This window comes from Streptomyces sp. CG4, from assembly GCF_041080655.1.
Lineage (GTDB): Bacteria > Actinomycetota > Actinomycetes > Streptomycetales > Streptomycetaceae > Streptomyces.
This window is the reverse complement of sequence record NZ_CP163525.1, coordinates 6,368,811-6,390,894: the sequence shown is the minus strand read 5'-3', so window position 1 is coordinate 6,390,894 and position 22,084 is coordinate 6,368,811. Positions and strand designations below refer to the sequence as shown.

The 22,084-nt window shown below is 71.1% G+C and carries 19 protein-coding genes and 1 pseudogene; 16 read left to right on the top strand and 4 right to left on the bottom strand.

The window, feature by feature from the left end:
- Window positions 1-218: 218 nt before the first annotated feature.
- Together AB5L52_RS29175 and AB5L52_RS29170 are read left to right on the top strand one after the other, a co-directional pair.
- Window positions 219-1,646, top strand: a complete 1,428-nt coding sequence (locus AB5L52_RS29175; protein ID WP_351026563.1) for an amino acid permease — start codon at window positions 219-221, stop codon at window positions 1,644-1,646.
- A 76-nt stretch (window positions 1,647-1,722) separates the two neighbouring features.
- Window positions 1,723-3,030, top strand: a complete 1,308-nt coding sequence (locus tag AB5L52_RS29170) for an FAD-binding oxidoreductase (protein WP_369367100.1) — start codon at window positions 1,723-1,725, stop codon at window positions 3,028-3,030.
- Window positions 3,031-3,054: 24 nt separating this feature from the next.
- Here AB5L52_RS29170 and AB5L52_RS29165 read toward each other — a convergent pair whose 3' ends face one another.
- Window positions 3,055-3,516, bottom strand: a complete 462-nt coding sequence (locus AB5L52_RS29165) for a nuclear transport factor 2 family protein (protein ID WP_369367098.1) — start codon at window positions 3,514-3,516, stop codon at window positions 3,055-3,057.
- Window positions 3,517-3,615: 99 nt separating this feature from the next.
- On the opposite strand from AB5L52_RS29165, the gene AB5L52_RS29160 reads away from it, so the two are divergent.
- Window positions 3,616-3,798, top strand: a complete 183-nt coding sequence (locus tag AB5L52_RS29160; protein WP_369367096.1) for a hypothetical protein — start codon at window positions 3,616-3,618, stop codon at window positions 3,796-3,798.
- 19 nt (window positions 3,799-3,817) lie between these two features.
- On the opposite strand, the gene AB5L52_RS29155 is transcribed toward AB5L52_RS29160, so the two are convergent.
- Window positions 3,818-4,399 (bottom strand): biotin transporter BioY, encoded by a 582-nt coding sequence (locus AB5L52_RS29155; protein ID WP_369367094.1) that lies wholly within the window; start codon window positions 4,397-4,399, stop codon window positions 3,818-3,820.
- 509 nt (window positions 4,400-4,908) lie between these two features.
- Here AB5L52_RS29155 and AB5L52_RS29150 point away from each other — a divergent pair.
- The 9 genes and pseudogenes from AB5L52_RS29150 to AB5L52_RS29110 all read left to right on the top strand — a co-directional run bounded on the left by AB5L52_RS29150 (window position 4,909) and on the right by AB5L52_RS29110 (window position 14,079).
- Window positions 4,909-6,108: an ROK family protein gene (locus AB5L52_RS29150; RefSeq protein WP_369367092.1), complete on the top strand. Its 1,200-nt coding sequence runs from the start codon at window positions 4,909-4,911 to the stop codon at window positions 6,106-6,108.
- Window positions 6,109-6,313: 205 nt separating this feature from the next.
- Window positions 6,314-7,357 carry an ABC transporter substrate-binding protein gene (locus AB5L52_RS29145; RefSeq protein WP_351574755.1) on the top strand — a complete coding sequence of 348 codons (1,044 nt, stop codon included), beginning with the start codon at window positions 6,314-6,316 and terminating at the stop codon, window positions 7,355-7,357.
- Window positions 7,354-8,199, top strand: coding sequence for an ABC transporter permease (locus AB5L52_RS29140; RefSeq protein WP_351026574.1), 846 nt, complete (start codon window positions 7,354-7,356; stop codon window positions 8,197-8,199). Before AB5L52_RS29145 ends, AB5L52_RS29140 begins: the two co-directional genes overlap by 4 nt.
- Entirely contained in the window at window positions 8,175-8,909 is a 735-nt protein-coding gene (locus AB5L52_RS29135) for an ABC transporter ATP-binding protein (protein WP_369367089.1), read from the top strand. The genes AB5L52_RS29140 and AB5L52_RS29135 overlap by 25 nt, the downstream gene beginning before the upstream one ends.
- Window positions 8,906-10,240, top strand: a pseudogene (locus AB5L52_RS29130) (LLM class flavin-dependent oxidoreductase); the annotation flags it as partial. The gene AB5L52_RS29135 and the pseudogene AB5L52_RS29130, both read left to right, overlap by 4 nt.
- Before the next feature lie 27 nt (window positions 10,241-10,267).
- Entirely contained in the window at window positions 10,268-11,164 is an 897-nt protein-coding gene (locus tag AB5L52_RS29125; RefSeq protein ID WP_351026755.1) for a TauD/TfdA family dioxygenase, read from the top strand.
- 145 nt (window positions 11,165-11,309) lie between these two features.
- Window positions 11,310-12,698: an amino acid permease gene (locus AB5L52_RS29120; RefSeq protein WP_369367087.1), complete on the top strand. Its 1,389-nt coding sequence runs from the start codon at window positions 11,310-11,312 to the stop codon at window positions 12,696-12,698.
- Between the two features lie 120 nt (window positions 12,699-12,818).
- Window positions 12,819-13,466 carry a superoxide dismutase gene (locus tag AB5L52_RS29115; RefSeq protein ID WP_351026578.1) on the top strand — a complete coding sequence of 216 codons (648 nt, stop codon included), beginning with the start codon at window positions 12,819-12,821 and terminating at the stop codon, window positions 13,464-13,466.
- A gap of 178 nt (window positions 13,467-13,644) precedes the next feature.
- Window positions 13,645-14,079 (top strand): DUF3887 domain-containing protein, encoded by a 435-nt coding sequence (locus AB5L52_RS29110; protein ID WP_351026580.1) that lies wholly within the window; start codon window positions 13,645-13,647, stop codon window positions 14,077-14,079.
- A gap of 208 nt (window positions 14,080-14,287) precedes the next feature.
- On the opposite strand, the gene AB5L52_RS29105 is transcribed toward AB5L52_RS29110, so the two are convergent.
- Entirely contained in the window at window positions 14,288-14,932 is a 645-nt protein-coding gene (locus AB5L52_RS29105; protein ID WP_351026581.1) for a DsbA family protein, read from the bottom strand.
- A 161-nt stretch (window positions 14,933-15,093) separates the two neighbouring features.
- On the opposite strand from AB5L52_RS29105, the gene pepN reads away from it, so the two are divergent.
- The 4 genes from pepN (at window position 15,094) to AB5L52_RS29085 (ending at window position 20,712) form a co-directional block, all read left to right on the top strand.
- Window positions 15,094-17,685 (top strand): aminopeptidase N, encoded by a 2,592-nt coding sequence (gene pepN, locus AB5L52_RS29100; RefSeq protein ID WP_369367085.1) that lies wholly within the window; start codon window positions 15,094-15,096, stop codon window positions 17,683-17,685.
- A 227-nt stretch (window positions 17,686-17,912) separates the two neighbouring features.
- Entirely contained in the window at window positions 17,913-18,950 is a 1,038-nt protein-coding gene (locus AB5L52_RS29095; RefSeq protein WP_369367083.1) for a hypothetical protein, read from the top strand.
- Between the two features lie 280 nt (window positions 18,951-19,230).
- Complete coding sequence (locus AB5L52_RS29090; protein WP_351026586.1) at window positions 19,231-19,758, top strand: GNAT family protein; 528 nt, start codon at window positions 19,231-19,233, stop codon at window positions 19,756-19,758.
- 144 nt (window positions 19,759-19,902) lie between these two features.
- Complete coding sequence (locus AB5L52_RS29085) at window positions 19,903-20,712, top strand: SGNH/GDSL hydrolase family protein (protein ID WP_351574736.1); 810 nt, start codon at window positions 19,903-19,905, stop codon at window positions 20,710-20,712.
- 40 nt (window positions 20,713-20,752) lie between these two features.
- On the opposite strand, the gene AB5L52_RS29080 is transcribed toward AB5L52_RS29085, so the two are convergent.
- Window positions 20,753-21,946, bottom strand: coding sequence for a glycosyltransferase (locus AB5L52_RS29080; protein ID WP_369368992.1), 1,194 nt, complete (start codon window positions 21,944-21,946; stop codon window positions 20,753-20,755).
- Between the last annotated feature and the right edge of the window lie 138 nt (window positions 21,947-22,084).

Sequence of the window (22,084 nt, the reverse complement as noted above, 5' to 3'; positions counted from 1 at the left end):
GGCGGCGCTCCCCCGGGCCTCGGAAGGCACCCGGACCGGCCCCGAAGAACCCCCAGCCAGGCCCCGGAAAATGTGAGTCAGACCATAGAACCTCAAGGGAACCTCAAGTAACGATACGGATTCAGAGGTTCCCGAATCCGTTCGCCTCGGATTCACTGGACCGACTCGTACACCGCTCATACGAGCTGCCCTCCTCCTGGCGCAAAGGAAATCCGTCCATGACCCCTGGTTCGGGCCTCCAAGCAGGACTCAAGAACCGCCATCTGTCGATGATCGCGATCGGTGGTGTCATCGGAGCCGGCCTCTTCGTCGGTTCCAGCTCCGGTATCGCCACCGCGGGACCAGGCATCCTCCTGTCGTACGCACTCGTCGGCACCCTCGTCGTCCTCGTCATGCGGATGCTCGGCGAGATGTCCGCCGCCAACCCCGCCTCCGGCTCCTTCTCCGCGCACGCCGAGCGCGCGATCGGTCCCTGGGCCGGCTTCTCCATCGGCTGGCTGTACTGGTTCTTCTGGGTCGTCGTGCTGGCCGTCGAGGCCACCGCCGGCGCCGGGATCCTGCACGGCTGGGTCCCGGGCGTACCGCAGTGGGCCTGGGCGCTCATCGTGATGAGCGTGCTGACCGCGACCAACCTGGTCTCCGTGGGCTCCTACGGCGAGTTCGAGTTCTGGTTCGCCGGTATCAAGGTCGTGGCGATCGGCGCGTTCATCGTCATCGGTCTGCTGGCCGTGTTCGGCGTGCTGCCGGGCGTGCACGCCGACAAGGCGAGCTTCGGGAATCTGACGAACCACGGCGGCTTCCTGCCGCACGGACCCGGCACCATTCTCACCGGCGTGCTGCTGGTCGTCTTCTCCTTCATGGGCAGCGAGATCGCCACCCTGGCGGCCGGCGAGTCGGAGGACCCGCAGCGCGCGGTCACCAAGTCCACCAACAGCATCATCTGGCGGATCGGCGTCTTCTACCTGGGCTCGATCCTCGTCGTGGTCTCGCTGCTGCCGTGGAACGACCCCTCCATCAAGAAGGAGGGCTCCTACGTCGCCGCGCTGGACTCCCTCGGCATCGCGCACGCCGGCCAGATCATGAACGTGATCGTGCTGACCTCGGTGCTGTCCTGTCTCAACTCCGGCCTCTACACGGCCTCCCGGATGGCGTTCTCGCTCGGCCAGCGCGGTGACGCCCCGAAGGCGTTCGCCCGCACCACCTCCCGCGGTGTGCCGATGGCGGCGATCCTGGCGTCGGTCGTCTTCGGCTTCGTGGCCGTCTTCTTCAACTACGCCTACCCGAAGACCGTCTTCCTCTTCCTGGTCAACTCCTCCGGTGCGGTCGCCCTGTTCGTATGGCTGGTCATCTGCTTCTCGCAGCTGCGGATGCGGAAGATCATCCAGCGCGAGTCGCCGGAGAAGCTCGTCGTGAAGATGTGGCTGTACCCGTACCTGACCTGGTTGACGGCCGCCTTCATCGTCTTCGTCCTCGGTTACATGCTGACCGACACGAAGGGCGAGAGCAGCGGTCGTACGACCGTGCTGCTGTCGGTGGGCGTGGCGGTGGTCGTGGTCGTCATCGCCCTGCTGAAGCAGAGGTTCGGGCCGAGCCGCGCGGAGAGCGCGCCCGTCGCCGACGCGGCCGAGAAGGTCACCACCGGCTGACGGCACCGCGCACAGCGGCGGACATGGCCGCATAACCTGACGGCACCTGTCAGGTTATGCGGCCATACTGCGTCCCATGACCAACGCCGCCTGTGCCTTCCTTCGCCCTGGTGACCGGGGCTACGACGACGAACTCGCGGGTTTCCAGCTCGGTTTCACCCAGCGCCCCGCCGTGCTCGTGCCCGCCCGCTCGGCCGCCGACGTGGTGGCCGCCGTACGGTACGCGGCCGCCGAGGGCCTGCCCGTCGGGGTGCACGCGACCGGGCACGGGCTGCCCGGCGGGTACGAGGGCGGGCTGCTCATCACCACCCGGCAGCTGGACGGGATCACCGTCGACGCCGAGGCCCGTACCGTCCGGGTGCAGGCCGGGGTGCGCTGGGGGCAGGTGGTCGCGGCGGCCGAGCCGTACGGGCTGGCGCCGCTGAACGGATCGGCGCCGAGTGTGGGCGCGGTGTCGTACACCCTGGGCGGCGGACTGGGCATCCTGGCGCGGGAGTTCGGGTACGCGGCCGACCATGTGCACCGGCTGGAGGTCGTCACCGCCGACGGAGAACTGCGCCGGGTCACCCCCGACTCCGACCCCGAGCTGTACTGGGCGCTGCTCGGCGCCGGGCAGAACCTCGGCGTCGTCACCGAGCTGGAGATCGGGCTCGTACCGGTGCGCACGCTGTACGGCGGTTCGCTCGCCTTCGACGGGCGAGCGGTGGACCCGGCGGCCCTGCTGCGCGCGTACGAGGCCTGGACGCGGACCGTGCCGGACGGGCTGACCTCGTCCTTCGCCGCCGTACCGTACCCGGACCTGCCGGCGCTGCCGCCGCAGCTGCGCGGCCGGTACGTGGTCTCGATCCGGGTCGCCCACACGGGCGACGACGGGGACGCGGTCGTCGCCCCCCTCAGGCGGCTGGGCCCGCTGCTGTCGGACTCGCTGCGCGAGCTGCCGTACGCCGAGAGCCACACCATCCACAGCGACCCGGACTTCCCGCACGCCTACTACGGCGACAGCGCGGTGCTGCGGGACCTGGACGTCGAGCGGGCCGGGGAGCTGCTGCGGGTGACCGGGCCGGAGGCGGAGCAGATGTGTGTGGTCCAGCTCAACCACCTGGGCGGGGCGCTCGCCCGGCCGGCGCCGAACGCGGTGCCGTACCGCGAAGGGCGGTTCCTGGTACGGCTGTTGACGGTCGGCGAGCGGGAGCAGGCGCGGGCGCTGCTCGACCCGGCGTTCGCGCTGCTGGCCGAGGACACCCTCGGGCGATCGCTCAACTTCGCCTTCGGGGCGGGCGACCGGGGCGCGGGCCTGTACGACCCCGATACGCGAAAGAGGCTCGCCCGGGTCAAGGAGACGTACGACCCGGCGAACCTCTTCCGCAGGAACTACGGCGTCTAGACGAATGAGTCCGAAGTCAGAGGCTCAAGGGCGGTCATTGAGGCCGGCGGCGATGGCCGTCAGTCGGCCCATGGCGTGGGCCACGCGCAGCCCGTCCATGTAGTCGCGCACGTGCAGGATCTGGCCGTTGCGGACCCGGATCACCAGGAGGCCCGGGAAGCCGAAGGGCCGGCCGGTCGTGGTCACGGTCCCGGTGACGAGCTGCTCGACGGTGATCACCTCTGGGTCGGTGCTCTGGTGCACGGCGACTTCGCGGATCTCCTGCGGCTGTGCCGGGCTTGCGCCCCAGAGGGCTCGGTAGCCCGCGCGGACCTCTTCGCGGCCCTGGTATCGCGTGGGCATGCCGGGGAAGAGGAAGGGGAACTCATGGACTGCATCGACCGCGTACAGGTCGGCCAAGTTGTCCGCGGACTTGTCGAGCATCGCCTGCTGGTAGCGGGTCAGAACCTCACGGGGGCCGGGAGCGGCGGAGATTGCGTCCGGCATGGGATTGGGCTCCGTTCGGTCAACGGCCGGCCGAGCTCATTCGAGTGAGAGGCCGGGGCTTCGGCGTGCGGACGTGGCGAGGGCCCCCAAGATCCGGTTGTGACGCCTGACTTGGAGACCCTCTCGACGGCACTGTACGAGAAGATCGACGACGAGATCGGAGGAATGCGCTGGACGGGACGCCCGTGCCTCCTCAGCGACTCCGAGCTCATCTGCCTGGCGGTGGCCAACTGCAGGATCGGCGCGCCGGTCACCCGTTCGCTGATCGCCTTCGACCACTGATCACATCGGACTCATTCGTCTAGCGCTTGTTCGCGAACTTCCAGGCGGTGGGCAGCGCGCCCATCGCCAGGGCGGCCTTGAGGAGGTCACCGATCAGGAACGGGGTGAGGCCAGCCGCGACCGCCTGGGAGAGGGACATGTGGGCGGCCAGGGCCAGGTAGGGCACGCCGACGGCGTAGATGATCGCCTCGCCGAGGACCATCGTGCCCGCCATGCGCACCGGGGAGCGGTCGGCGCCGCGCCGGGCCAGGGCGCCGACGGCGGCCGAGGCGAGCAGCATGCCGAGGATGTAGCCGAAGGAGACCGAGCCCGCGCCGGAGGTGCCGTCCGCGAACCACGGGACACCGGCCACACCGGCGAGCGCGTACAGGGCGAGGGAGAGGAAGCCGCGGCGGGTGCCGAGCGCGGTGCCGACGAGCAGCGCGGCGAAGGTCTGGCCGGTCACCGGCACCGGGGAGCCGGGCACCGGGACGGCCACCTGGGCCGCGAGACCGGTGAGCACGGCGCCGCCGACGACGAGGGCCGCGTCGCGGGCGCGGGACGTGGGGAGCAGGTCGGCGAGGACTGCGCCGGGGCGAGCGGTGGCGGTGGCGGTGCTCATGGGGACTCCGCGGGTGAGTGGGCAGGTGGGAACACGGCGACGCTATACCGCGCCGGTCGCGTCGATCACCGTCACCGATCGACAAAGGCTTGAGTCGAGCCTTGGTGCGCTTCATACAAAGGGTGTGAGTTACACCGGGTACGACGTGATACCGGTCACTGAGGTGGAGGCGCTCAGCTCACTCCTCTGCCCCGAACCGGAACTGTAGGGTCCCACCAAAGCTCCGCCGGAGCCCGGTCGATGCCCCGCAGGGCTCCCGCAGGCCCGTCTCGCCCGTCGGTCGCCGTCTGGGCAGCGCGGGGGCGGTTTGCTAGCTTCGAACGCATGGTTGCCCAGGCCCGGTTCTTCACGTCGCGTCGCTATGTCGACCTGCGACGCCAGGGCGCGGCCACCTGTCGCCGCCCGGGGTAGGGGCGGACCGCTCGGCACGCCTCTCAGCTCGAACCCTTCGAAGCTCCAGCCTTTCGAACTCCGAGACGTGTCGGCCCCGTTCCCGAGGACGGTTCTCCATGCCCCGTACCGCGGTATCCCCTCTTGTCTCGCCCGTTCCGCGTGCCGCCGACCGGGACCGGCGACGCACCAGCGCCAGTGTCGTGCTGCGGTCCGTGCTGGAGCACGGGCCGGTGGCGCGCAGCACCGTCGCCCGGCTGACCGGACTGTCGCCGGCGTCGGTGACCGAGCACTGCGCCCGGCTCACCGGTCTCGGTCTGATCCGCGAGTCCGCCGTACCGCGCCGCTCGAACGGGGTCGGACGGCCGCACGTCCCCATCGACCTGAACGACAAGGATTTCGTGGTCGGCGGGGTGCATGTGGCTGTGCCGTACACGACGGTCGCGCTGCTGGATCTGCGCGGCCGGGTGGTGGCCCGGCGCGAGCTGCGGCACGAACGGACCGATCCCGGCTGGGTGCTGGCGCGGGCCGCCGAGGGGCTCGCGGGGTTGCTCGCCGGGCTGCCGGGCCGTCGGCCGCTGGGGGTCGGGGTGGCGGTCGGCGGCTGGGTGGACCGGGAGACGGGCAGCGTGGTCGAGCACGAGCTGCTGGGCTGGCGCGAGGTGCCGGTGCGGGAGCTGCTCGGCGCCGGCACCGGGCTGCCGGTCCATGTGGACGGGCACGCGCGGGCGTTGGTGAACGGGGAGCGGCTGTTCGGGCGGGCCCGGGGCAGCGGGAGCGTGCTGCATCTGTTCGTGGGCAATGTGGTCGACGCGGCCTTCGCCACCCACGACGAGGTGCATCACGGACCGCGTTCGGCGGCCGGGGCGATCGCGCATCTGCCGGTGCCGGGCGGCACCGAACCCTGCCCGTGCGGCCGTACCGGCTGCCTCCAGGTGGAGCTGAGCGAGCGGACGCTCGGCCGACGGGCCCGTGCCGCCGGGGTGATCGGCTCGGCGAATCCGATGCATGTGGTGGCCGCCGCGGCGGCCGGGGACGCGGTGGCCCGGCGGCTGCTGGTGGAGCGGGCCCGGACGACGGGGCGGGCGGCCGGGCTGCTGCTGGACGTCCTCAATCCGGAGACCGTGGTCGTGACCGAGGTGGGCGTGATCCATTTCGAGGACTGCCTGAGCGCGCTCAGAGAAGCGGCCGGAATGCGTCGTACGGCGACCGTGCTGCCGACGAGTTTCTCCGATTCCGTGCTGGCCGTGGCGGGCGGTTCGGTGGCGCTGGACGTGCTGTTCCGGGATCCACTGGGCGCGTCACCTGAGGCTATTTAATTCAGAAACTCGGAATGTTGACAGGGGGCGATCGTGGCCGGGAACATGCTGGTCATGGACCAGCTCAGGAGCTGTCGCACTCTCTGTTGCTGACACATTGCCGCGCATGAAGCGCGTGTTTCCCGCTGCGTGAGCCTTTCTTCCTCCGGCCCGCCTGCCCGGAATTCCTGCTGCGTTTCCCCTCTTTTCCCCTGGGAGTTCTCCCATGCACCGTCGTGTTTTTCTCTCCTCCTTGCTGGGCGCGTCCGCGGCCGTGGCAGGCCTCAGCGGCTGCGCCAAGGGCGAGCCTTCCGCCGACACCGAGGGCGCCGCCACCAAGCCGCTCGCGGACAAGGTCCCGGCCGGGACCAGCCTGAAGATCGCCTCCTACCTGGGGCAGCAGCAGCTGCAGTTCAGGCTGGCGAAGCTGCCCGAGCTGCCGTTCACCGTGTCGAACTGGCTGAACATCGGCGCCGGTCCGGACGTCATCAACGCCTTCCGTGCGGGGTCCCTGGACCTCGCGAACAACGCGGGCATCCCGCCGATCCAGGCGCACTACCAGGGTTACGACGCGAAGATCGTGGCGATCGGCATCACGCGCAAACCCAACTACCTGTTCGCCACCAAGCCCGGCAGCGACATCCGCACCGTCCGCGGCTTCAAGGGCAAGCGGCTCGCCTTCTCGCAGGGCCAGGCGCAGGGTGTCGTCCTGCTGCGCGCGCTGAAGCAGGCGGGCCTGAAGTACGACGAGGTGACGCTGGTCCCGCTGACCAGCAACCAGTTCTTCACCGCGCTGCAGTCGGGGCAGGTCGACGTGGCCCCGCTCGCCATCAGTCAGGCCCCCGCGTATCTGAAGCAGTACGCGGCGAAGGGCGCCCACACCATCGCCACCGACGTCGTCGACCTGCTCAACCTGCTGTGGGCGCCGCAGTCCGTGCTGAACGACTCCGCGAAGGCCGCCGCGATCGCCGCCTACATCCCGCAGTGGGCCCAGGGCCAGGTGTGGGCCTACGAGCACCCGGACGTGTGGGACGAGGAGTTCTACGTCAAGACGCAGAACCTGACCCTCCAGCAGGCGCAGGGCATCACCAGGCTCGCCAACAAGCCGCTGTTCCCGCCCGGTTGGGACGAGGCGGTCAAGTGGGAGCAGGAGACCGCCGATCTGCTCGCCGAGGGCGGGTTCGTGAAGAAGTTCGACGTCTCCTCGCTCTTCGACCACCGCTTCGAGTCGATCGCCGCCAAGGCCGTACCCGAGGAGTACCGCACATGACCGCCATAACCGCGACGACCGCCGTCCCGGCGGCTCAGGCCGGGCAATTCCCCCAGGTCCGGCGGCGCCGCCGGCTCTCCCCCGGCCGCCGGCTGCCCGCCGCCCGGCTGATCGGCCCGCTCGTCCTGCTGTCCCTGTGGGCCGCCGCCTCGGCTGCGGGTGCGCTCGACACAGGTGCCGTACCGGCGCCCTGGACGGTGCTGCGGACGGCCGCTCATCTGTGGACCGACGGCACCCTGTCCACCGACGTCCTGACCTCCCTCACACGAGCCGGATACGGCTTCGCGATCGGCCTCGTCGCGGGCGTACTGCTCGCGCTCGTCTCCGGGCTCAGCCGGACCGGGGAAGCGCTGGTCGACGGGACCGTGCAGCTCAACCGGGCGATCCCGACCCTCGGTCTGATCCCGCTGTTCATCCTCTGGCTGGGCATCGGGGAGACGTTCAAGGTCGCCATCATCGCGATCGTCGTCTACATCCCGATCTATCTGAACACGCACGCCGCGCTCTCCGGCATCGACAGCCGTTACGTCGAACTCGCCGAGGTGCAGGGCCTGTCCCGGTTCGCCTTCATCCGGCAGGTCGTGATCCCCGGCGCGCTGCCCGGGTTCTTCGTGGGACTCCGGCTAGGGGTGACCGGCTCCTGGCTGGGTCTGGTGGTGCTGGAGCAGATCAACGCGACCAGCGGCCTCGGCTATCTGATGTTCCAGGCACAGAACTACGGCCAGACCGACGTCATCCTGGTCGGCCTGCTGATCTACGGCGTCTTCGGCCTGGTCTCCGACAGCGTGGTCCGCCTGATCGAACGGAGGGTGCTGTCATGGCGCCGCACACTGAGCAGCTGACCCGCCCGGCGGTACGGCTGCGGAGCCTGACCCGGTCGTTCGGCGACCGTACGGTGCTCGACGGCATCGATCTGGACCTGCCCGCCGGCCAGTTCACGGCCCTGCTCGGGCACAGCGGTTCGGGGAAGTCCACCCTGCTGCGGGCGGTGGCCGGACTCGACCACGGCGTCGCGGGCAGCGGAGAGCTCACCGCACCGGAGCAGGTCTCGGTCGTCTTCCAGGACTCCCGGCTGCTGCCCTGGCGCCGGGTGCTGGACAACGTCCTGCTGGGCGCGGACGGCAGGGACGACGTCGAGCGCGGCCGGGCCGCACTGGCGGAGGTCGGGTTGCAGGGCCGGGAGCGGGCCTGGCCGGGCGAGCTGTCCGGCGGCGAGGCCCAGCGGGCCGCACTCGCCCGCGCCCTGGTCCGCGAGCCCGGACTCCTGCTGGCCGACGAGCCGTTCGGCGCACTGGACGCGCTCACCAGGATCAAGATGCACCACCTGCTGCGCGATCTGTGGACGCGTCACCGGCCGTCCGTGCTGCTGGTCACCCACGACGTGGACGAGGCGATCGTGCTCGCCGACCGGGTCCTCGTCCTGGACCGGGGCCGGATCGGTCTCGACCTGCCCATCGACCGTCCCCACCCGCGTTCCTACCGGGAGCCGGTGCTGGGCGAGTACCGCGAACGGCTGCTGGCCGCCCTGGGTGTCACGGAGGACCACCGGTGACAGAGAGAAAGCTCCACCTGAACGCGTTCCTGATGAACACCGGTCACCACGAGGCCTCGTGGCGGCTCCCGGAGAGCGACCCGTACGCGCACGTCGACCTCCAGCACTACGTACGGCTCGCCCGCATCGCCGAGCGAGGCACCTTCGACTCCCTCTTCCTCGCCGACAGCCCCCAGCTGTGGAGCAACCTCGCCCAGCGGCCGGCCGGCGCCCTGGAGCCGCTCACCCTGCTGACCGCGCTGGCGACCGCGACCGAGCACATCGGCCTCATCGCCACCGCCTCCACCTCCTACAACTCCCCCTACAACCTGGCCCGCACGTTCGCCTCGCTGGACATCATCAGCGGCGGCCGGGCCGGCTGGAACATCGTCACCACCGCCGGCGCCGAGGCCGCCCGCAACTTCGGCCTCGACGCGGAGCCCGCACACGTCGAGCGGTACGCCCGGGCCGCCGAGTTCCTCGACGTGGCGCTGAAGCTGTGGGACAGCTGGGAGGACGACGTGATCGTCGGCGACAGGACGGCCGGCGTCTGGGGCGACGACAGCAAGATCCACCCACCCCGGCACCAGGGCAGGTACTTCAGCGTTGCGGGCGCCCTCAACGTCCCCCGTACGCCGCAGGGCTACCCGCTGCTGGTGCAGGCGGGGTCGAGCGAGGACGGCAAGGCCTTCGCCGCCCGGTACGCGGAGGCGGTCTTCACCGCGCAGCAGACCCTCGCCGCCGCACAGGCCTTCTACGCCGACCTCAAGTCCCGTACGGAGGCGGCCGGACGCGACCCCGAACACATCAAGGTGCTGCCCGGGATCGTGCCCGTCCTCGGCTCGACGGAGGCCGAGGCGCGGGCGGCGGAGCAGTTGCTGGAGGACCACATCGTGTACGACCACGGGCTGGACCGGCTGGAGGGGCTGCTGCAACTGCCCGCAGGAACCCTTGAGCTGGACGCACAGCTGCCCGCCGAGCTGCCGCCCGAGTCCGCCGTCGAGGGCGCCAAGAGCCGCTACACGCTCGTGGTCGAGCTGGCCCGGCGCGAGAAGCTCACCGTCCGCCGGCTGATCGCGCGGCTCGGCGGCGGACGCGGCCACCTCACCTTCACCGGGACGCCCGAGCAGGTCGCCGACCAGATCGAGACGTGGTTCACGCGAGGCGCCGCCGACGGCTTCAACATCATGCCGGCCGTGCTGCCCTCCGGCCTGGACGCCTTCGTCGAGCACGTCGTACCGATCCTGCGCGCCCGCGGCCTGTTCCGCACCGCATACGGCCCACGCCGGACCCTCCGGGAGCGCTACGGCCTCCCCCGCCCCGCCAACCAGTACCTGTCCCCCGCTCCCGTCCTCGTCAAAAACCCGAAAGGAACCGCCATGTCCCTCGAGATCACCAAGGTCACCGCACGCATCGGCGCCCGCGTCTCCGGTGTCGACATCACCGAGCCGCTCGCCCCGGAGCAGGTCACCGCGCTCCGCGAGGCCCTGAACGTCCACAAGGCCCTCGTCTTCGACGCCGGCGGGCTGGACGACGCCGGTCAGCAGGCCTTCGCCCGCCACTTCGGCGACCTGACCACCGCCCACCCGACGGTCGGCGCGGTCGACGGCGCCCCGAACGTACTGCCCGTCGACAGCGAGCGGGGCCGCGCCAACCACTGGCACACCGACGTCACCTTCGTCCTCAACCCGCCCCAGGCCAGCACCCTGCGCTCGATCACCGTCCCGCCGTACGGCGGCGAGACCCTGATCGCCAACGCGGCGGCCGCCTACCGCGACCTGCCCGAGCCGCTGCGCCGCTTCGCCGACACCCTGTGGGCCGAGCACACCAACGACTACGACTACGCGGTGCCGGACGAGGAGATCGACGCGGAACAGGCCGCCCAGCGCGCCCAGTTCACATCCATCACCTACCGCACGGCCCACCCGGTGGTCCGCGTCCACCCCCTGACCGGCGAGCGCGGCCTGTTCATCGGCGGGTTCGCCCAACGCGTCATCGGCCTGTCGACGGGCGAGTCCCGCAAGATCCTCGACCTGCTCCAGGCGTACGTCACCCGTCCGGAGAACATCCTGCGCCACCGCTGGGCGGAGAACGAGCTGGTGCTCTTCGACAACCGGATCACCCAGCACTACGCCATCGACAACTACGACGGACGGCCGCGCCGGCTGCACCGGGTGACCGTCGCCGGTGACGTCCCGGTCGGCATCGAGGGCAAGGAGAGCTACTCGATCGAGGGCGACGCCTCGCATTACACACCGGTGCTCGCGGCCGCGTAACCGGCCGCACAACGGCTCGCGTAACCGCTGGTTCACCCTGCGTACGCCAGATGTCCGGATACTGGGCAGCCCCTCCGCCCGAGCGGACGGGCCGCCCAGACTGGCGGGGTTTTTGCCCGCCCATTGCCCGGGGAGAGCCGCGCCCATGCCCACCAGCAGTACGCCGACCGAGACGCCGCCACAGCAACAGGACGGCCGCTCCCTCTCCCACGGCCTCAAGCAGCGCCATCTGTCGATGATCGCCCTCGGCGGGGTGATCGGCGCGGGTCTCTTCGTCGGCTCCGGCGCGGGCATCGCCGCCGCCGGCCCCTCCATCGTGATCGCCTACACGCTCTCCGGCCTGCTGGTGATGCTGGTGATGCGGATGCTGGGCGAGATGTCCGCCGCCTACCCCTCCTCGGGTTCGTTCTCGGCGCACGCCGAGCGGGCGATCGGGCCCTGGGCGGGCTTCGCGGCCGGCTGGTCCTTCTGGATCCTGCTGTGCACGGCCGTCGGCCTGGAGGGCATCGGCGCCGCGCACATCGTCTCCGGCTGGGTGCCCGGCACCCCCGAGTGGCTCTGGGTCGCGCTGTTCATGGTCGTGTTCTGCGGGACGAACCTGGCCGCCGTGAAGAACTTCGGCGAGTTCGAGTTCTGGTTCGCGGCGCTGAAGGTGGGCGCGATCTCCCTGTTCCTGATCCTCGGCGTGCTGGCCATCGCGGGCGTGCTGCCCGGCACGGACGCCCCCGGCACCGCGAACCTGAGCCACTTCCTTCCGCACGGCGGCAACGGCCTGATCGTCGGCCTGCTCGCTTCCGTCTTCGCCTACGGCGGTCTGGAGACCGTCACCATCGCGGCGGCCGAGTCGGAGAACCCGGTCAAGGGCGTGGCGTCCGCCGTCCGTACGGCGATGTGGCGGATCGCCCTGTTCTACATCGGCTCCATGGCGGTCGTCGTCACCCTGGTCCCGTGGAACTCCCAGGACGTCGTGACGAAGGGTCCGTACGTCGCCACGCTCGACCACCTCGGCATCCCGGGCGCGGGCCGGCTGATGAACGTGGTCGTCCTGGTCGCCCTGCTCTCCGCGATGAACGCCAACATCTACGGCTCCTCGCGCATCGCCTTCTCGCTGGTCGAGCGCGGCCAGGGCCCCAGGGCCCTGGCCCGGCTCTCCGGCGGCGTGCCGCGCATCGCCGTACTCACCTCCTGCGTGCTGGGCTTCGTCTGCGTACTGCTCAGCTACTGGCGGCCGGACGACGTCTTCAAGTGGCTGCTGAACATGATCGGCGCGGTCATCCTGGTCGTCTGGATCTTCATCGCGGTCTCCCAGCTCCGGCTCCGCCGCCGTATCGAACGCGAGGCCCCCAAGAAGCTGGTCGTCCGCATGTGGGCGTTCCCCTTCCTCACCTGGGTCGCCCTGGCAGGCATGGTCGCGATCTTCGTCCTGATGGCCCGCGAACCGGACACCCGCGTCCAGCTGTACTCGACGGGCGGGATGACGCTGACCCTGGCGGCCGTCGGTTACTTCTGGCAGCGGGCCCGCGCCAAGCGCTGAGCCCCGCACCGGCACCGGCCCCCACGTACGACACGTGGGGGCCTTTCTGTTGCCCTGACACTCTTATTGCTAGCGTGTAGTTGCAAGCCACTTGCAATAAGGTTCCGGAGGGGATCACGCATGCCCGTCTACACGTTGCCCGACCTGCCCTACGACTACTCGGCGCTGGCCCCCGTGATCAGCCCGGAGATCATCGAGCTGCACCATGACAAGCACCACGCGGCCTATGTGAAGGGCGCCAACGACACGCTGGAGCAGCTGGCGGAGGCGCGGGACAAGGAGAGCTGGGGCTCGATCAACGGGCTGGAGAAGAACCTGGCCTTCCATCTCTCCGGGCACATCCTGCACAGCGTCTACTGGCAGAACATGACCGGCCCGAAGGACGGCGGCGGAGAGCCGCTCGCCGCCGACGGGGTGGGCGAGCTGGCCGAGGCGATCAAGGAGTCCTTCGGTTCCTTCGCCGCCTTCAAGGCCCAGCTGTCCAAGGCCGCGGCCACCACCCAGGGTTCGGGCTGGGGCGTGCTGGCGTACGAGCCGCTGAGCGGCCGTCTGATCGTGGAACAGGTCTACGACCACCAGGGCAACGTCGGCCAGGGCGCCACCCCGGTCCTGGTCTTCGACGCCTGGGAGCACGCCTTCTATCTGCAGTACCGCAACCAGAAGGTGGACTTCATCGAGGCCATGTGGCAGGTCGTCAACTGGCAGGACGTGGCCCGCCGTTACGCGGCCGCCAAGTCTCGCGCCGACGTACTGCTGCTGGCTCCCTGAGCCTCCCGATCTCCTGGATCCCCCGATCCACTGATCCCCTGAGACGTCCTGCCTCGTGATCGTCTTCTCACCCTTCACGCAGGCAGGCGGATGAACGGAAGACCCCGCGAGGACGTGACTCGCGGGGTCTTCCTCTGCCCGGCATGCGCGGGGAGCGCGGGTGGCGCACGATGAAGGCATGTCCGACAACGGCATCGCGCGCGGCGGCAGGCGGCGCCTCGCCCGGGCGGTGGGCACGGTCGTGCTGGCCGCGTCCGCGCTCCTGCCGGCCCAGGTTTCCGCACTGGCCGCGTCTCAGGACGACACGATCGCACTGCAGACACTCGACGACATCGTGAAGGGCGACTACACCGCCGCCACCGCCCACTTCGACGCGACGGTGCGCAGACAGCTGCCCCCGGACGCGCTCGAGAAGGCGTGGCGGAACTACGAGGCTCAGTTCGGCGCCTATCGGTCGCACCAGAATCCCAAGGATGTCGCGGTCGGCCGGTTCACCGTGGTCAGCGTGCCCCTGCGGATGGAGCGCGGCCCCGGCGAGTTCCGCGTGAGCCTCGACAAGACCGGGGCCGTCGCCGGCCTGTTCTTCCTCAAGCCGGGCGCGCCGCTCACCTAGTGCCCCGGCAGGCAACGTTTGCCCATCAAGGAGCGGCGTCCGGTGCGTGCTCTCGGCGTGCTGGGTGCAAGTCCTCGTACTGGATGTACTTGGGCTTGTGCCCGGTGCGGCGAGTGGGGGCACCGCCCACGCCTTTAAGGCAGTGGGGGAGCGTGCCGGGCGTCGCGACGGGGCGAACGTTGCCTGTTGGGGCACTAGTCACCGGGACCTACAGGTTGCTGAAGTCCGGGCCCTTGGTGCGGGTGCGCTTGAGTTCGTAGAAGCCCGGGACCGAGGCGACCGCGACCGCGCCGTCCCACAGGCGGGCCGCCGCCTCGCCCTTGGGGGCGGGGGTGACGACCGGGCCGAAGAAGGCGATCTGCTCCCCGTCGGGACCGGGCAGCGCGATGACCGGGGTGCCGACGTCCTGGCCGACCTTGTCGATGCCCTCCTTGTGGGAAGCGCGCAGCTCGGTGTCGTAGGTGTCCTTCTCGCCGTACTCGATCAGGTCGGCGGGCAGGCCGGCGTCGGCGAGGGCGGCGGCGATGCTGTCGCGGTTCACCCCGAGGCCCTCGTTGTGGAAGCGGGTGCCGAGCGCGGTGTAGAGCCGGCCGACCACGTCGTCGCCGTGCAGCTGCTGGGCCGCGATCACCACCCGGACCGGCCACCAGGTCTTGCCGCCGGGCCGCATGTTCTCGGCGTACTCCTCCGGCAGCTCGTCCAGCCGGTTCTCGTTGAGCACCGACAGGCTCATCACATGCCAGCGGACCTCGATGTCGCGGACCTTCTCCACCTCCAGGACCCAGCGGGAGGTCATCCAGGCCCAGGGGCACACCGGGTCGAACCAGAAGTCGACGGGGGTCTTCTCCGACATGTCTCTCCTCAAGGGGAACGATTTCCCGTATTGGGGCGAGAACGCCGTTGTCCGCCCGGCCATTCCCTGGTGCCTCCTGTCAGGGGCGCATGGCAGGATCGGTCCTGTTCAGCCGTCTTCCACCAGCCGTCCTTGCACGCGACCACGAGGGAGTGCCGCCCGTGCCCGGTGAGAATCTGTCCCGCGACGAGGCCCGGGAGCGGGCCGCCCTGCTGTCCGTCGACGGGTACGACGTGTCCCTGGACCTCAGGTCCGCCGTCACCGGCGACGGGGACTCCAGGGGCGGGGCGCCGCGCACGTTCCGCTCGGTGACCACGATCCGCTTCCGCTGCAACGAGCCGGGGGCCACGAGTTTCGCCGATCTGATCGCCCCGAGCGTGACCTCCGTCTCGCTCAACGGCCGGGACCTGGACCCGGGCCAGGTCTTCGACGGCGCGCGGATCGCGCTGGAGGACCTGGCCGCGGAGAACGAGCTGGTCGTGGACGCGCAGTGCGCCTACTCGCGCACCGGCGAGGGCCTGCACCGCTTCGTCGACCCCGAGGACGGCGAGGTCTATCTCTACACGCAGTACGAGCCGGCCGACTCCCGCCGCGTCTTCGCGAACTTCGAGCAGCCGGACCTGAAGGCGCCCTACCGCTTCGAGGTGCGGGCGCCCGAGGGCTGGACGGTGTGGAGCAACGGCGCGGGCGAACGGGCCGACGGTGTCTGGAGGTTCGCGGAGACCAAGCCGATCTCGACGTACATCACGTGCGTGGTCGCGGGCCCGTATCACTACGTGACCGACTCCTACACGCGCACCTTCGAGGACGGGACCAAGCTGGAGATCCCGCTCGGCGCGCTGTGCCGCAAGGGGCTCGCCCCGCACTTCGACGCCGACGACGTCTTCCTGGTCACCAAGCAGGGCCTGGACTTCTTCCACGACCACTTCGACTACCCGTACCCGTTCGGGAAGTACGACCAGGCGTTCGTGCCGGAGTACAACCTCGGTGCGATGGAGAACCCGGGCCTGGTGACCTTCCGCGAGGAGTACATCTTCCGCGGCAAGGTGACGCAGGCGTCGTACGAGGCGCGGGCCAACGTCATCCTGCACGAGATGGCGCACATGTGGTTCGGCGACCTGGTCACCATGGAGTGGTGGGACGACCTGTGGCTGAAGGAGTCCTTCGCGGACTTCATGGGCACGTTCGGGGCCGTCGGCGCGACCCGCTTCACCGACGCCTGGATCACCTTCGCCAACCGCCGCAAGGCGTGGGCGTACCGCGCGGACCAGCTGCCCTCCACGCACCCGATCACGGCGGACATCCACGACCTGGAGGACGCCAAGCTGAACTTCGACGGCATCACGTACGCCAAGGGCGCCTCGGTGCTCAAGCAGCTGGTGGCGTACGTCGGCCAGGACGCGTTCCTGGAGGGTGCCCGCCGCTACTTCAAGCGGCACGCGTACGGCAACACGCGCCTCGGCGATCTGCTGTCGGTGCTGGGCGAGACCAGCGGCCGTGACATGTCCGCGTGGGCGCGCGCGTGGCTGCAGACGGCCGGGGTCAACTCGCTGACGCCGCAGGTGCTGCTGGACCCGGCGGGCCGGGTGGCCGAACTGGCGGTGGTGCAGGAGGCTCCGGAGTCGCACCCCGAGGAGCGCCCGCACCGGGTCGCGGTGGGCCTGTACCGCCGTACGCCCGACGGTGCGCTTCAGCGGTACGCGCGCGTGGAGACGGACGTGCACGAGCCGCGCACGGTCGTCGCGGACCTCGTGGGCGCCGAGGCCCCGGAGCTGGTGCTGGTCAACGACGACGACCTGACGTACTGCAAGATCCGCTTCGACGCCACCTCGCTGGCCACGCTCCAGGAGCACCTGGGCGCGCTGACCGACCCGCTGGCCCGTGCCCTGTGCTGGTCGGCGCTGTGGAACATGACCCGGGACGCGCTGCTGCCGGCGCGGGACTTCGTCGGTCTGGTGCTGCGGTTCGCGGGCCGGGAGTCCGACATCGGTGTGCTGCAGATGCTGCACGCGTGGGCGAACTCGGCGCTGGTGTACTACGCGGCGCCCGAGTGGCGGGAGACCGGCGGTGAGCTGCTGGCGGAGGGTGCGCTGCGGGAGCTGCGGACGGCCGAGCCGGGCAGCGAGCACCAGCTGGCCTGGGCGCGGTTCTTCGCGACCGTGGCCGCCGCCGAGCCGGACCTGAAGCTGCTGACGGACCTGCTGGACGGCACCACGGCGATCGACGGCCTGGACGTGGACCAGGAGCTGCGCTGGGCGTTCCTGGAGCCGCTGGCGGCGCACGGCGCGGCCGACGAGTCCGTGCTGGCGGCGGAGCTGGCCCGGGACGACACGGCGTCCGGCAAGCGGCACCAGGTCCGCTGCCTCGCGGCCCGCCCGTCGGCGGCGGTCAAGGCGCAGGCGTGGGCGCAGGTGGTGGAGTCCGACGCGCTGTCGAACGCGCTGGTGGAGGCGACGATCTCGGGCTTCGACCAGCCCTCGCAGCGGGAGCTGGCCGCGCCGTACGCGGAGAAGTACTTCGCGGTGATCGAGCGGGTGTGGCGGGAGCGGTCGATCCAGATCGGCATGGACGTCGTACGGGGCCTGTTCCCGGCGCTGCAGGACCGCCCGGAGACGCTTGCGGCGACGGACGCGTGGCTGGCGGCGCACCCGGACGCGGCGCCGGCGCTGCGCCGGCTGGTGCTGGAGGCGCGGGACGATCTGGCGCGGGCGCTGCGCGCACAGGCGTGCGACCTGGCGGCGATCGCCGGCTGACACCGGCCGACACCGACCGGCCTTTGGCCTGAGCTTGGGCCGCCGGTCACCGTTACGGAATTCGTTCCATCGGAACCGTAACCCCTGGTCCGCACCCGATCGGACCAGGGGTTTCCTCTCCCTACTCGGTATCCGAACACCTGACCTTTAGTCCCACCTTGTCCGCATTCATCGACGGCCCTGTAACAGCGGTTAATTGGGGGACCGGGCGTGGGAATCCCGACGCCATGACCCACAACACCCCGCTCTCCCCCCGCCCCCTCCGTCACCTCTCCGAGGTCCACCGCCGGGTTCTGACGGCGGCTCAGCTCCGCTCCCACGGTGTGACGTCGGCCGAGCTGAACGAGCAGTGCCGCCCCGGCGGCCCCTGGCAGCTGCTGCTGCCGAACGTGGTCCTGCTGCACCCCGGCCCGGCGACGAGCGAGGAGCGGCTGCACGGGGCCCTGCTGTACGCGGCCCGCGAGTCGGCGCCGGGCGTCCCCACCCAGCCGACGGCGGACGAGCCGCACCGGCCGGTGTACGCGGAGGCGATGATCACGGGCCTGGCCGCCCTCACCCTGTACGGCTTCTCGGCCACCCCGCCGCTGCTCTCCCTGGACCGCGTCGACGTCCTGATCCCGCGCCAGCGCCGGCTGCGCTCCGCGGGGTACGTCCGCGTCCTGCGCGCCCACGCCCTGCCCCAGCCGCGCGCGGTGACGGGCCTACCGGTGGCGCCGGTGCCACGGGCCCTGGCGGACGCGGTGGCGGAGCTGACGGACGCGCAGGCGGTACGGCGGCTGCTGACCGAGGCGGTGCGCGGCGGTCACTGCGAACCGGCTGCCGTCGTACGGGAGTTGACCCACGCCAAGCTCCTCAACCGGCCCCATGTGGTGGACGCGGTGGACGCGCTCCTGGCCGAGGGCCGCTCGATCGCCGAGGACCGCCTGTACCGGATGGTGAGCGAGTACGGGCTGCCCGACCCGGTCTGGAACGTCGACCTGCGGCTGCCCGGCGGCCCGTACCTCGGCGGCGTGGACGCGTACTGGCCCGACCAGGCGGTGGCGGTGGAGCTGGACACCCGCGCGCCCCGCCAGGACGAGGACGCGCTGTGGTCGGAGTACGCCCGCAAGCGCGAGCACCTGGAACGGCTCGGGATCACGGTCGTGTACATCACCCCGAAGAAGCTCAGGGACGCACGGGAACAGCAGGCCACGGTGGTCCGTACGGCCCTGATGGCGTCCGTCGACCGCGACCCGGCCGCGTACGTCGTGGTGCTCCCCCGGTAGTGACGGACCGGGAGGCATCAAGAGGGCCGAGGGGAGCCCTCAGGAGGGGAGAGGAGGGGCCACCGGACCGATTCCGGTGGCCCCTCCTCATGACGTCGGGGGGGCAACGGCCGTACGACGCAGGCGACTTCACGAGGACAACCCTTCGGCGGGTCGGGGGTTGGCTCATGGACTACGGTGGCCGTAGCCCCCGTACGAGTTCATTCGAAGACCCGTGCAGCACTGCGCCCCGAGGACACGCCCGACTTCCCGAACCGACTACCAGGAGAGCTGCAGGCCCATGCATCCACGCCCAACGCTCCGCCCCGTCGGCGAGGAGGACCTCCCCCTGCTGGAGCGCTTCCTCACCGACCCGGTCGCGGCCGGCCCCTTCCAGTGGTACGGCTACCCGGACCCCGGCCGGTTCCGGCGGCGCTGGGCGGAGAACGGGCTGCTCGGCGAGGACGGCGGCCAGTTGATCGTCACGGCCGACAGCGAGCCGCTCGGCTTCGTGGCCTGGCGCAAGGTCGTCGTCTCGCCGTCGACCCACTGCTGGAACATCGGCGCCCAGTTGCTGCCCGAGGCCCGCGGGCGGGGCATCGGCAGCCGGGCCCAGCTGCAGCTGGTCCGCTACCTCTTCGCCCACACCCCCGTGATGCGGATCGAGGCCGACACCGAGGCCGAGAACATCGCCGAGCAACGGGCCCTGGAGAAGGCCGGCTTCACCCGCGAGGGCGTGCTGCGCGGCATCGTCTTCCGGGACGGGAAGTGGCGGGACGGGGTCGCCTACAGCGTGTTGCGCGATGATCCGCTGCCCGCGCACCTGTGACCCGCACACGGAGGGGGGACGGATCCGGCGTGGCCCTTTGGCCCTTGCGTCGGGTCGTTCGTCACTCCGTGCAACCGTGGCACGTTCACCCGGACGGGTGCGTCCGGCGGGCGGTGGGTGAGCGGGGCACGGTAGACGGGAGGTATGCGACATTCCCGCTCAGTGGCGTGTTCGTCCGCTCTGCTGCTCGCCGCGGCCTGTCTCCTCGCCGCCCCCGCGACGGCCCAGGGCGCGCCTGCGACTGCGGGCGCGGGCTATGTGGCCCTCGGTGACTCCTACTCCGCCGGTGTCGGCGCCGGCGACTACCTTCCCGGCCGCAGGAGCTGCAAGCGCAGCAGCAGGGCGTACCCCGTGCTGTGGGCCGCGGCGCACGGGGCGACGGCCTTCGCCTTCCCCGCGTGCAACGGCGCCGGGGCGAAGGACGTCCTGACCGGCCAGCTCGGCACGCTCGGCCCGGGTACCCGGCTGGTCACCCTCACCGTCGGCGGCAGTGACGCGGGCTTCGCCGCCGTCATGACCAGCTGCGACCTGGGGGGCACCAGCCGGTGCCTGTCCGCCGTCGCCGGCGCCCGCTCGACCGTCGACGGGTCCCTCGTGCGCGACCTGGACCGGCTGTACTCGGCCGTCAGGGACCGGGCGCCCGCCGCCCATGTCGTGGTGCTCGGCTATCCGCACCTGTACCACCTCAAGGGCAGCTGCGAGGTCGGGCTGCAGGACCGGGCGCGCGCCGCCGTCAACGCCGGCGTGGATCATCTCGACGCCGTGATCGCCGGGCGCGCCACCGCCCACGGGTTCACCTACGCCGACGTCAGGGCCGACTTCGCCGGCCATGAGATCTGCTCCCGGAGCCCGTGGATGCGCGGCGTCGACGTGCTGGCCCCCACCGAGTCGTACCACCCGACGGCGCCGGGACAGGCGCGCGGCTACCTCCCGGCCCTCGACCGGGTCTCCTGATCCGGGACGGTGCGCGCCACGGCGACCACGGCGGGCCCGCCTACAGCGGGTCCGGGAGCGACGGCGCGCGGACGGCCTCCGCGTGGAGGCGGTCGAGCAGCGCCGCGTAGGCCGCGATCATCCGGGTGCGGCTGAAGCGCTCGCGGGCGGCCTCCAGGTCCGGGGCGAGATCCGCGCGGCCCGCGATCGCGGCCGTCCAGGTCAGGGCGATGGCGCCCGGGTCCGGCGGGGTGACGAAGCCGAGCCCGGCGACCATGGCCGCGCTGTCGCCGACGTCGGTCGTCACCGGGACCGCGCCGCACATCATGCCCTCGATCAGGCACAACGGCGCCGCTTCCCCGGAGACGGAGGTCAGGGCGACGACATCGGCGGCGGCGTACACGGCCGGCATGTCGTGCCGTACGCCGAGCAGATGCACCCGGTCGGCGAGGTCCGGCGCGTCCGCGAAGGCGGCGGCGAGGTCGGCGCGCAGCCCGGTGTTGCCCGGGGTCATCCCGGCCCCGCACATCACCACGTGCCCGCCGCCCTCGCGGGCGAGCCAGGCGCGGGCCGCGCGCAGCAGCAGCGGGACGTTCTTCATCGGGGCGTAGCGGGCCGCGAAGACGACCACGGGCGCCCGGTCCGCGATGCCGAGCGAGGCGCGCACGGCGAGCCGCGCCGCCGGGTCGGGGCGGAACCGGAGCAGGTCGACGCCGTTGGGGATGACGTGCAGCAGCCCGGCCGGGATGCCGGCGGCCTCGTAGGCGGCCCGCGTGGACTCGGCGCAGCACACGCACGCGGCCACCGTGCCGTCGGCGATGGCGGCCTTCAGCTCGTCCAGCGCGGGGCCCTGGTTCTCCGGGTCGGAGCGGTGCAGGGCGACCACGACCGGGCGGCGGGGCAGGCCGGCCTGGTTCAGCAGGGCCAGCGGCTGCTCCTTCAGGGAGAGGATCACATCCGCCGCGGCCATCGCCCGCGCGGTTTCGGCCAGCTCGGGCCCGCTGAAAACGTTCGCCGCGACCGCCCCGTCCACCAGGCCCGCGCTGCGGCCGAGCGAGGTGACGCCGATGCCGGCGGCGGTCAGCTCCCCGTAGCAGTGGTCGTCCTCCATGCGCTGCCGGGTGGCTTCGCGCAGGACCTCGCCATGGATGCTGAGGACGTGGTGGGACTGGCCGCCCTCGGCCAGTCCCCGTACGACGTCGGTGTGCACGATCCGGGCTCCTCCGGAGAAGAAGCCCTCGTAGACCGAGAGCACACGCAGCTCGTGCGTCGCGCGCACACGACCACCCGCCTTGCATAAAACGATCGAGAAGATCGAGCCATCCCCGTGAACTGCGGGTTAGCCGATATGAGGCGGTACGGACATTGCATACGCGTTAACACGAAACGACGC

Coding starts and splice junctions, on each gene's coding strand:
- AB5L52_RS29115 (WP_351026578.1), top strand. CDS start 12,819: ATGCCCGTCTACACGTTGCCCGACCTGCCCTACGACTACTCGGCGCTG.
- AB5L52_RS29105 (WP_351026581.1), bottom strand. CDS start 14,932: ATGTCGGAGAAGACCCCCGTCGACTTCTGGTTCGACCCGGTGTGCCCC.
- AB5L52_RS29165 (WP_369367098.1), bottom strand. CDS start 3,516: ATGCCGGACGCAATCTCCGCCGCTCCCGGCCCCCGTGAGGTTCTGACC.
- AB5L52_RS29150 (WP_369367092.1), top strand. CDS start 4,909: ATGCCCCGTACCGCGGTATCCCCTCTTGTCTCGCCCGTTCCGCGTGCC.
- AB5L52_RS29095 (WP_369367083.1), top strand. CDS start 17,913: ATGACCCACAACACCCCGCTCTCCCCCCGCCCCCTCCGTCACCTCTCC.
- AB5L52_RS29110 (WP_351026580.1), top strand. CDS start 13,645: ATGTCCGACAACGGCATCGCGCGCGGCGGCAGGCGGCGCCTCGCCCGG.
- AB5L52_RS29135 (WP_369367089.1), top strand. CDS start 8,175: ATGGCGCCGCACACTGAGCAGCTGACCCGCCCGGCGGTACGGCTGCGG.
- AB5L52_RS29090 (WP_351026586.1), top strand. CDS start 19,231: ATGCATCCACGCCCAACGCTCCGCCCCGTCGGCGAGGAGGACCTCCCC.
- AB5L52_RS29120 (WP_369367087.1), top strand. CDS start 11,310: ATGCCCACCAGCAGTACGCCGACCGAGACGCCGCCACAGCAACAGGAC.
- AB5L52_RS29140 (WP_351026574.1), top strand. CDS start 7,354: ATGACCGCCATAACCGCGACGACCGCCGTCCCGGCGGCTCAGGCCGGG.
- AB5L52_RS29085 (WP_351574736.1), top strand. CDS start 19,903: ATGCGACATTCCCGCTCAGTGGCGTGTTCGTCCGCTCTGCTGCTCGCC.
- AB5L52_RS29145 (WP_351574755.1), top strand. CDS start 6,314: ATGCACCGTCGTGTTTTTCTCTCCTCCTTGCTGGGCGCGTCCGCGGCC.
- AB5L52_RS29170 (WP_369367100.1), top strand. CDS start 1,723: ATGACCAACGCCGCCTGTGCCTTCCTTCGCCCTGGTGACCGGGGCTAC.
- AB5L52_RS29175 (WP_351026563.1), top strand. CDS start 219: ATGACCCCTGGTTCGGGCCTCCAAGCAGGACTCAAGAACCGCCATCTG.
- AB5L52_RS29125 (WP_351026755.1), top strand. CDS start 10,268: ATGTCCCTCGAGATCACCAAGGTCACCGCACGCATCGGCGCCCGCGTC.
- AB5L52_RS29155 (WP_369367094.1), bottom strand. CDS start 4,399: ATGAGCACCGCCACCGCCACCGCTCGCCCCGGCGCAGTCCTCGCCGAC.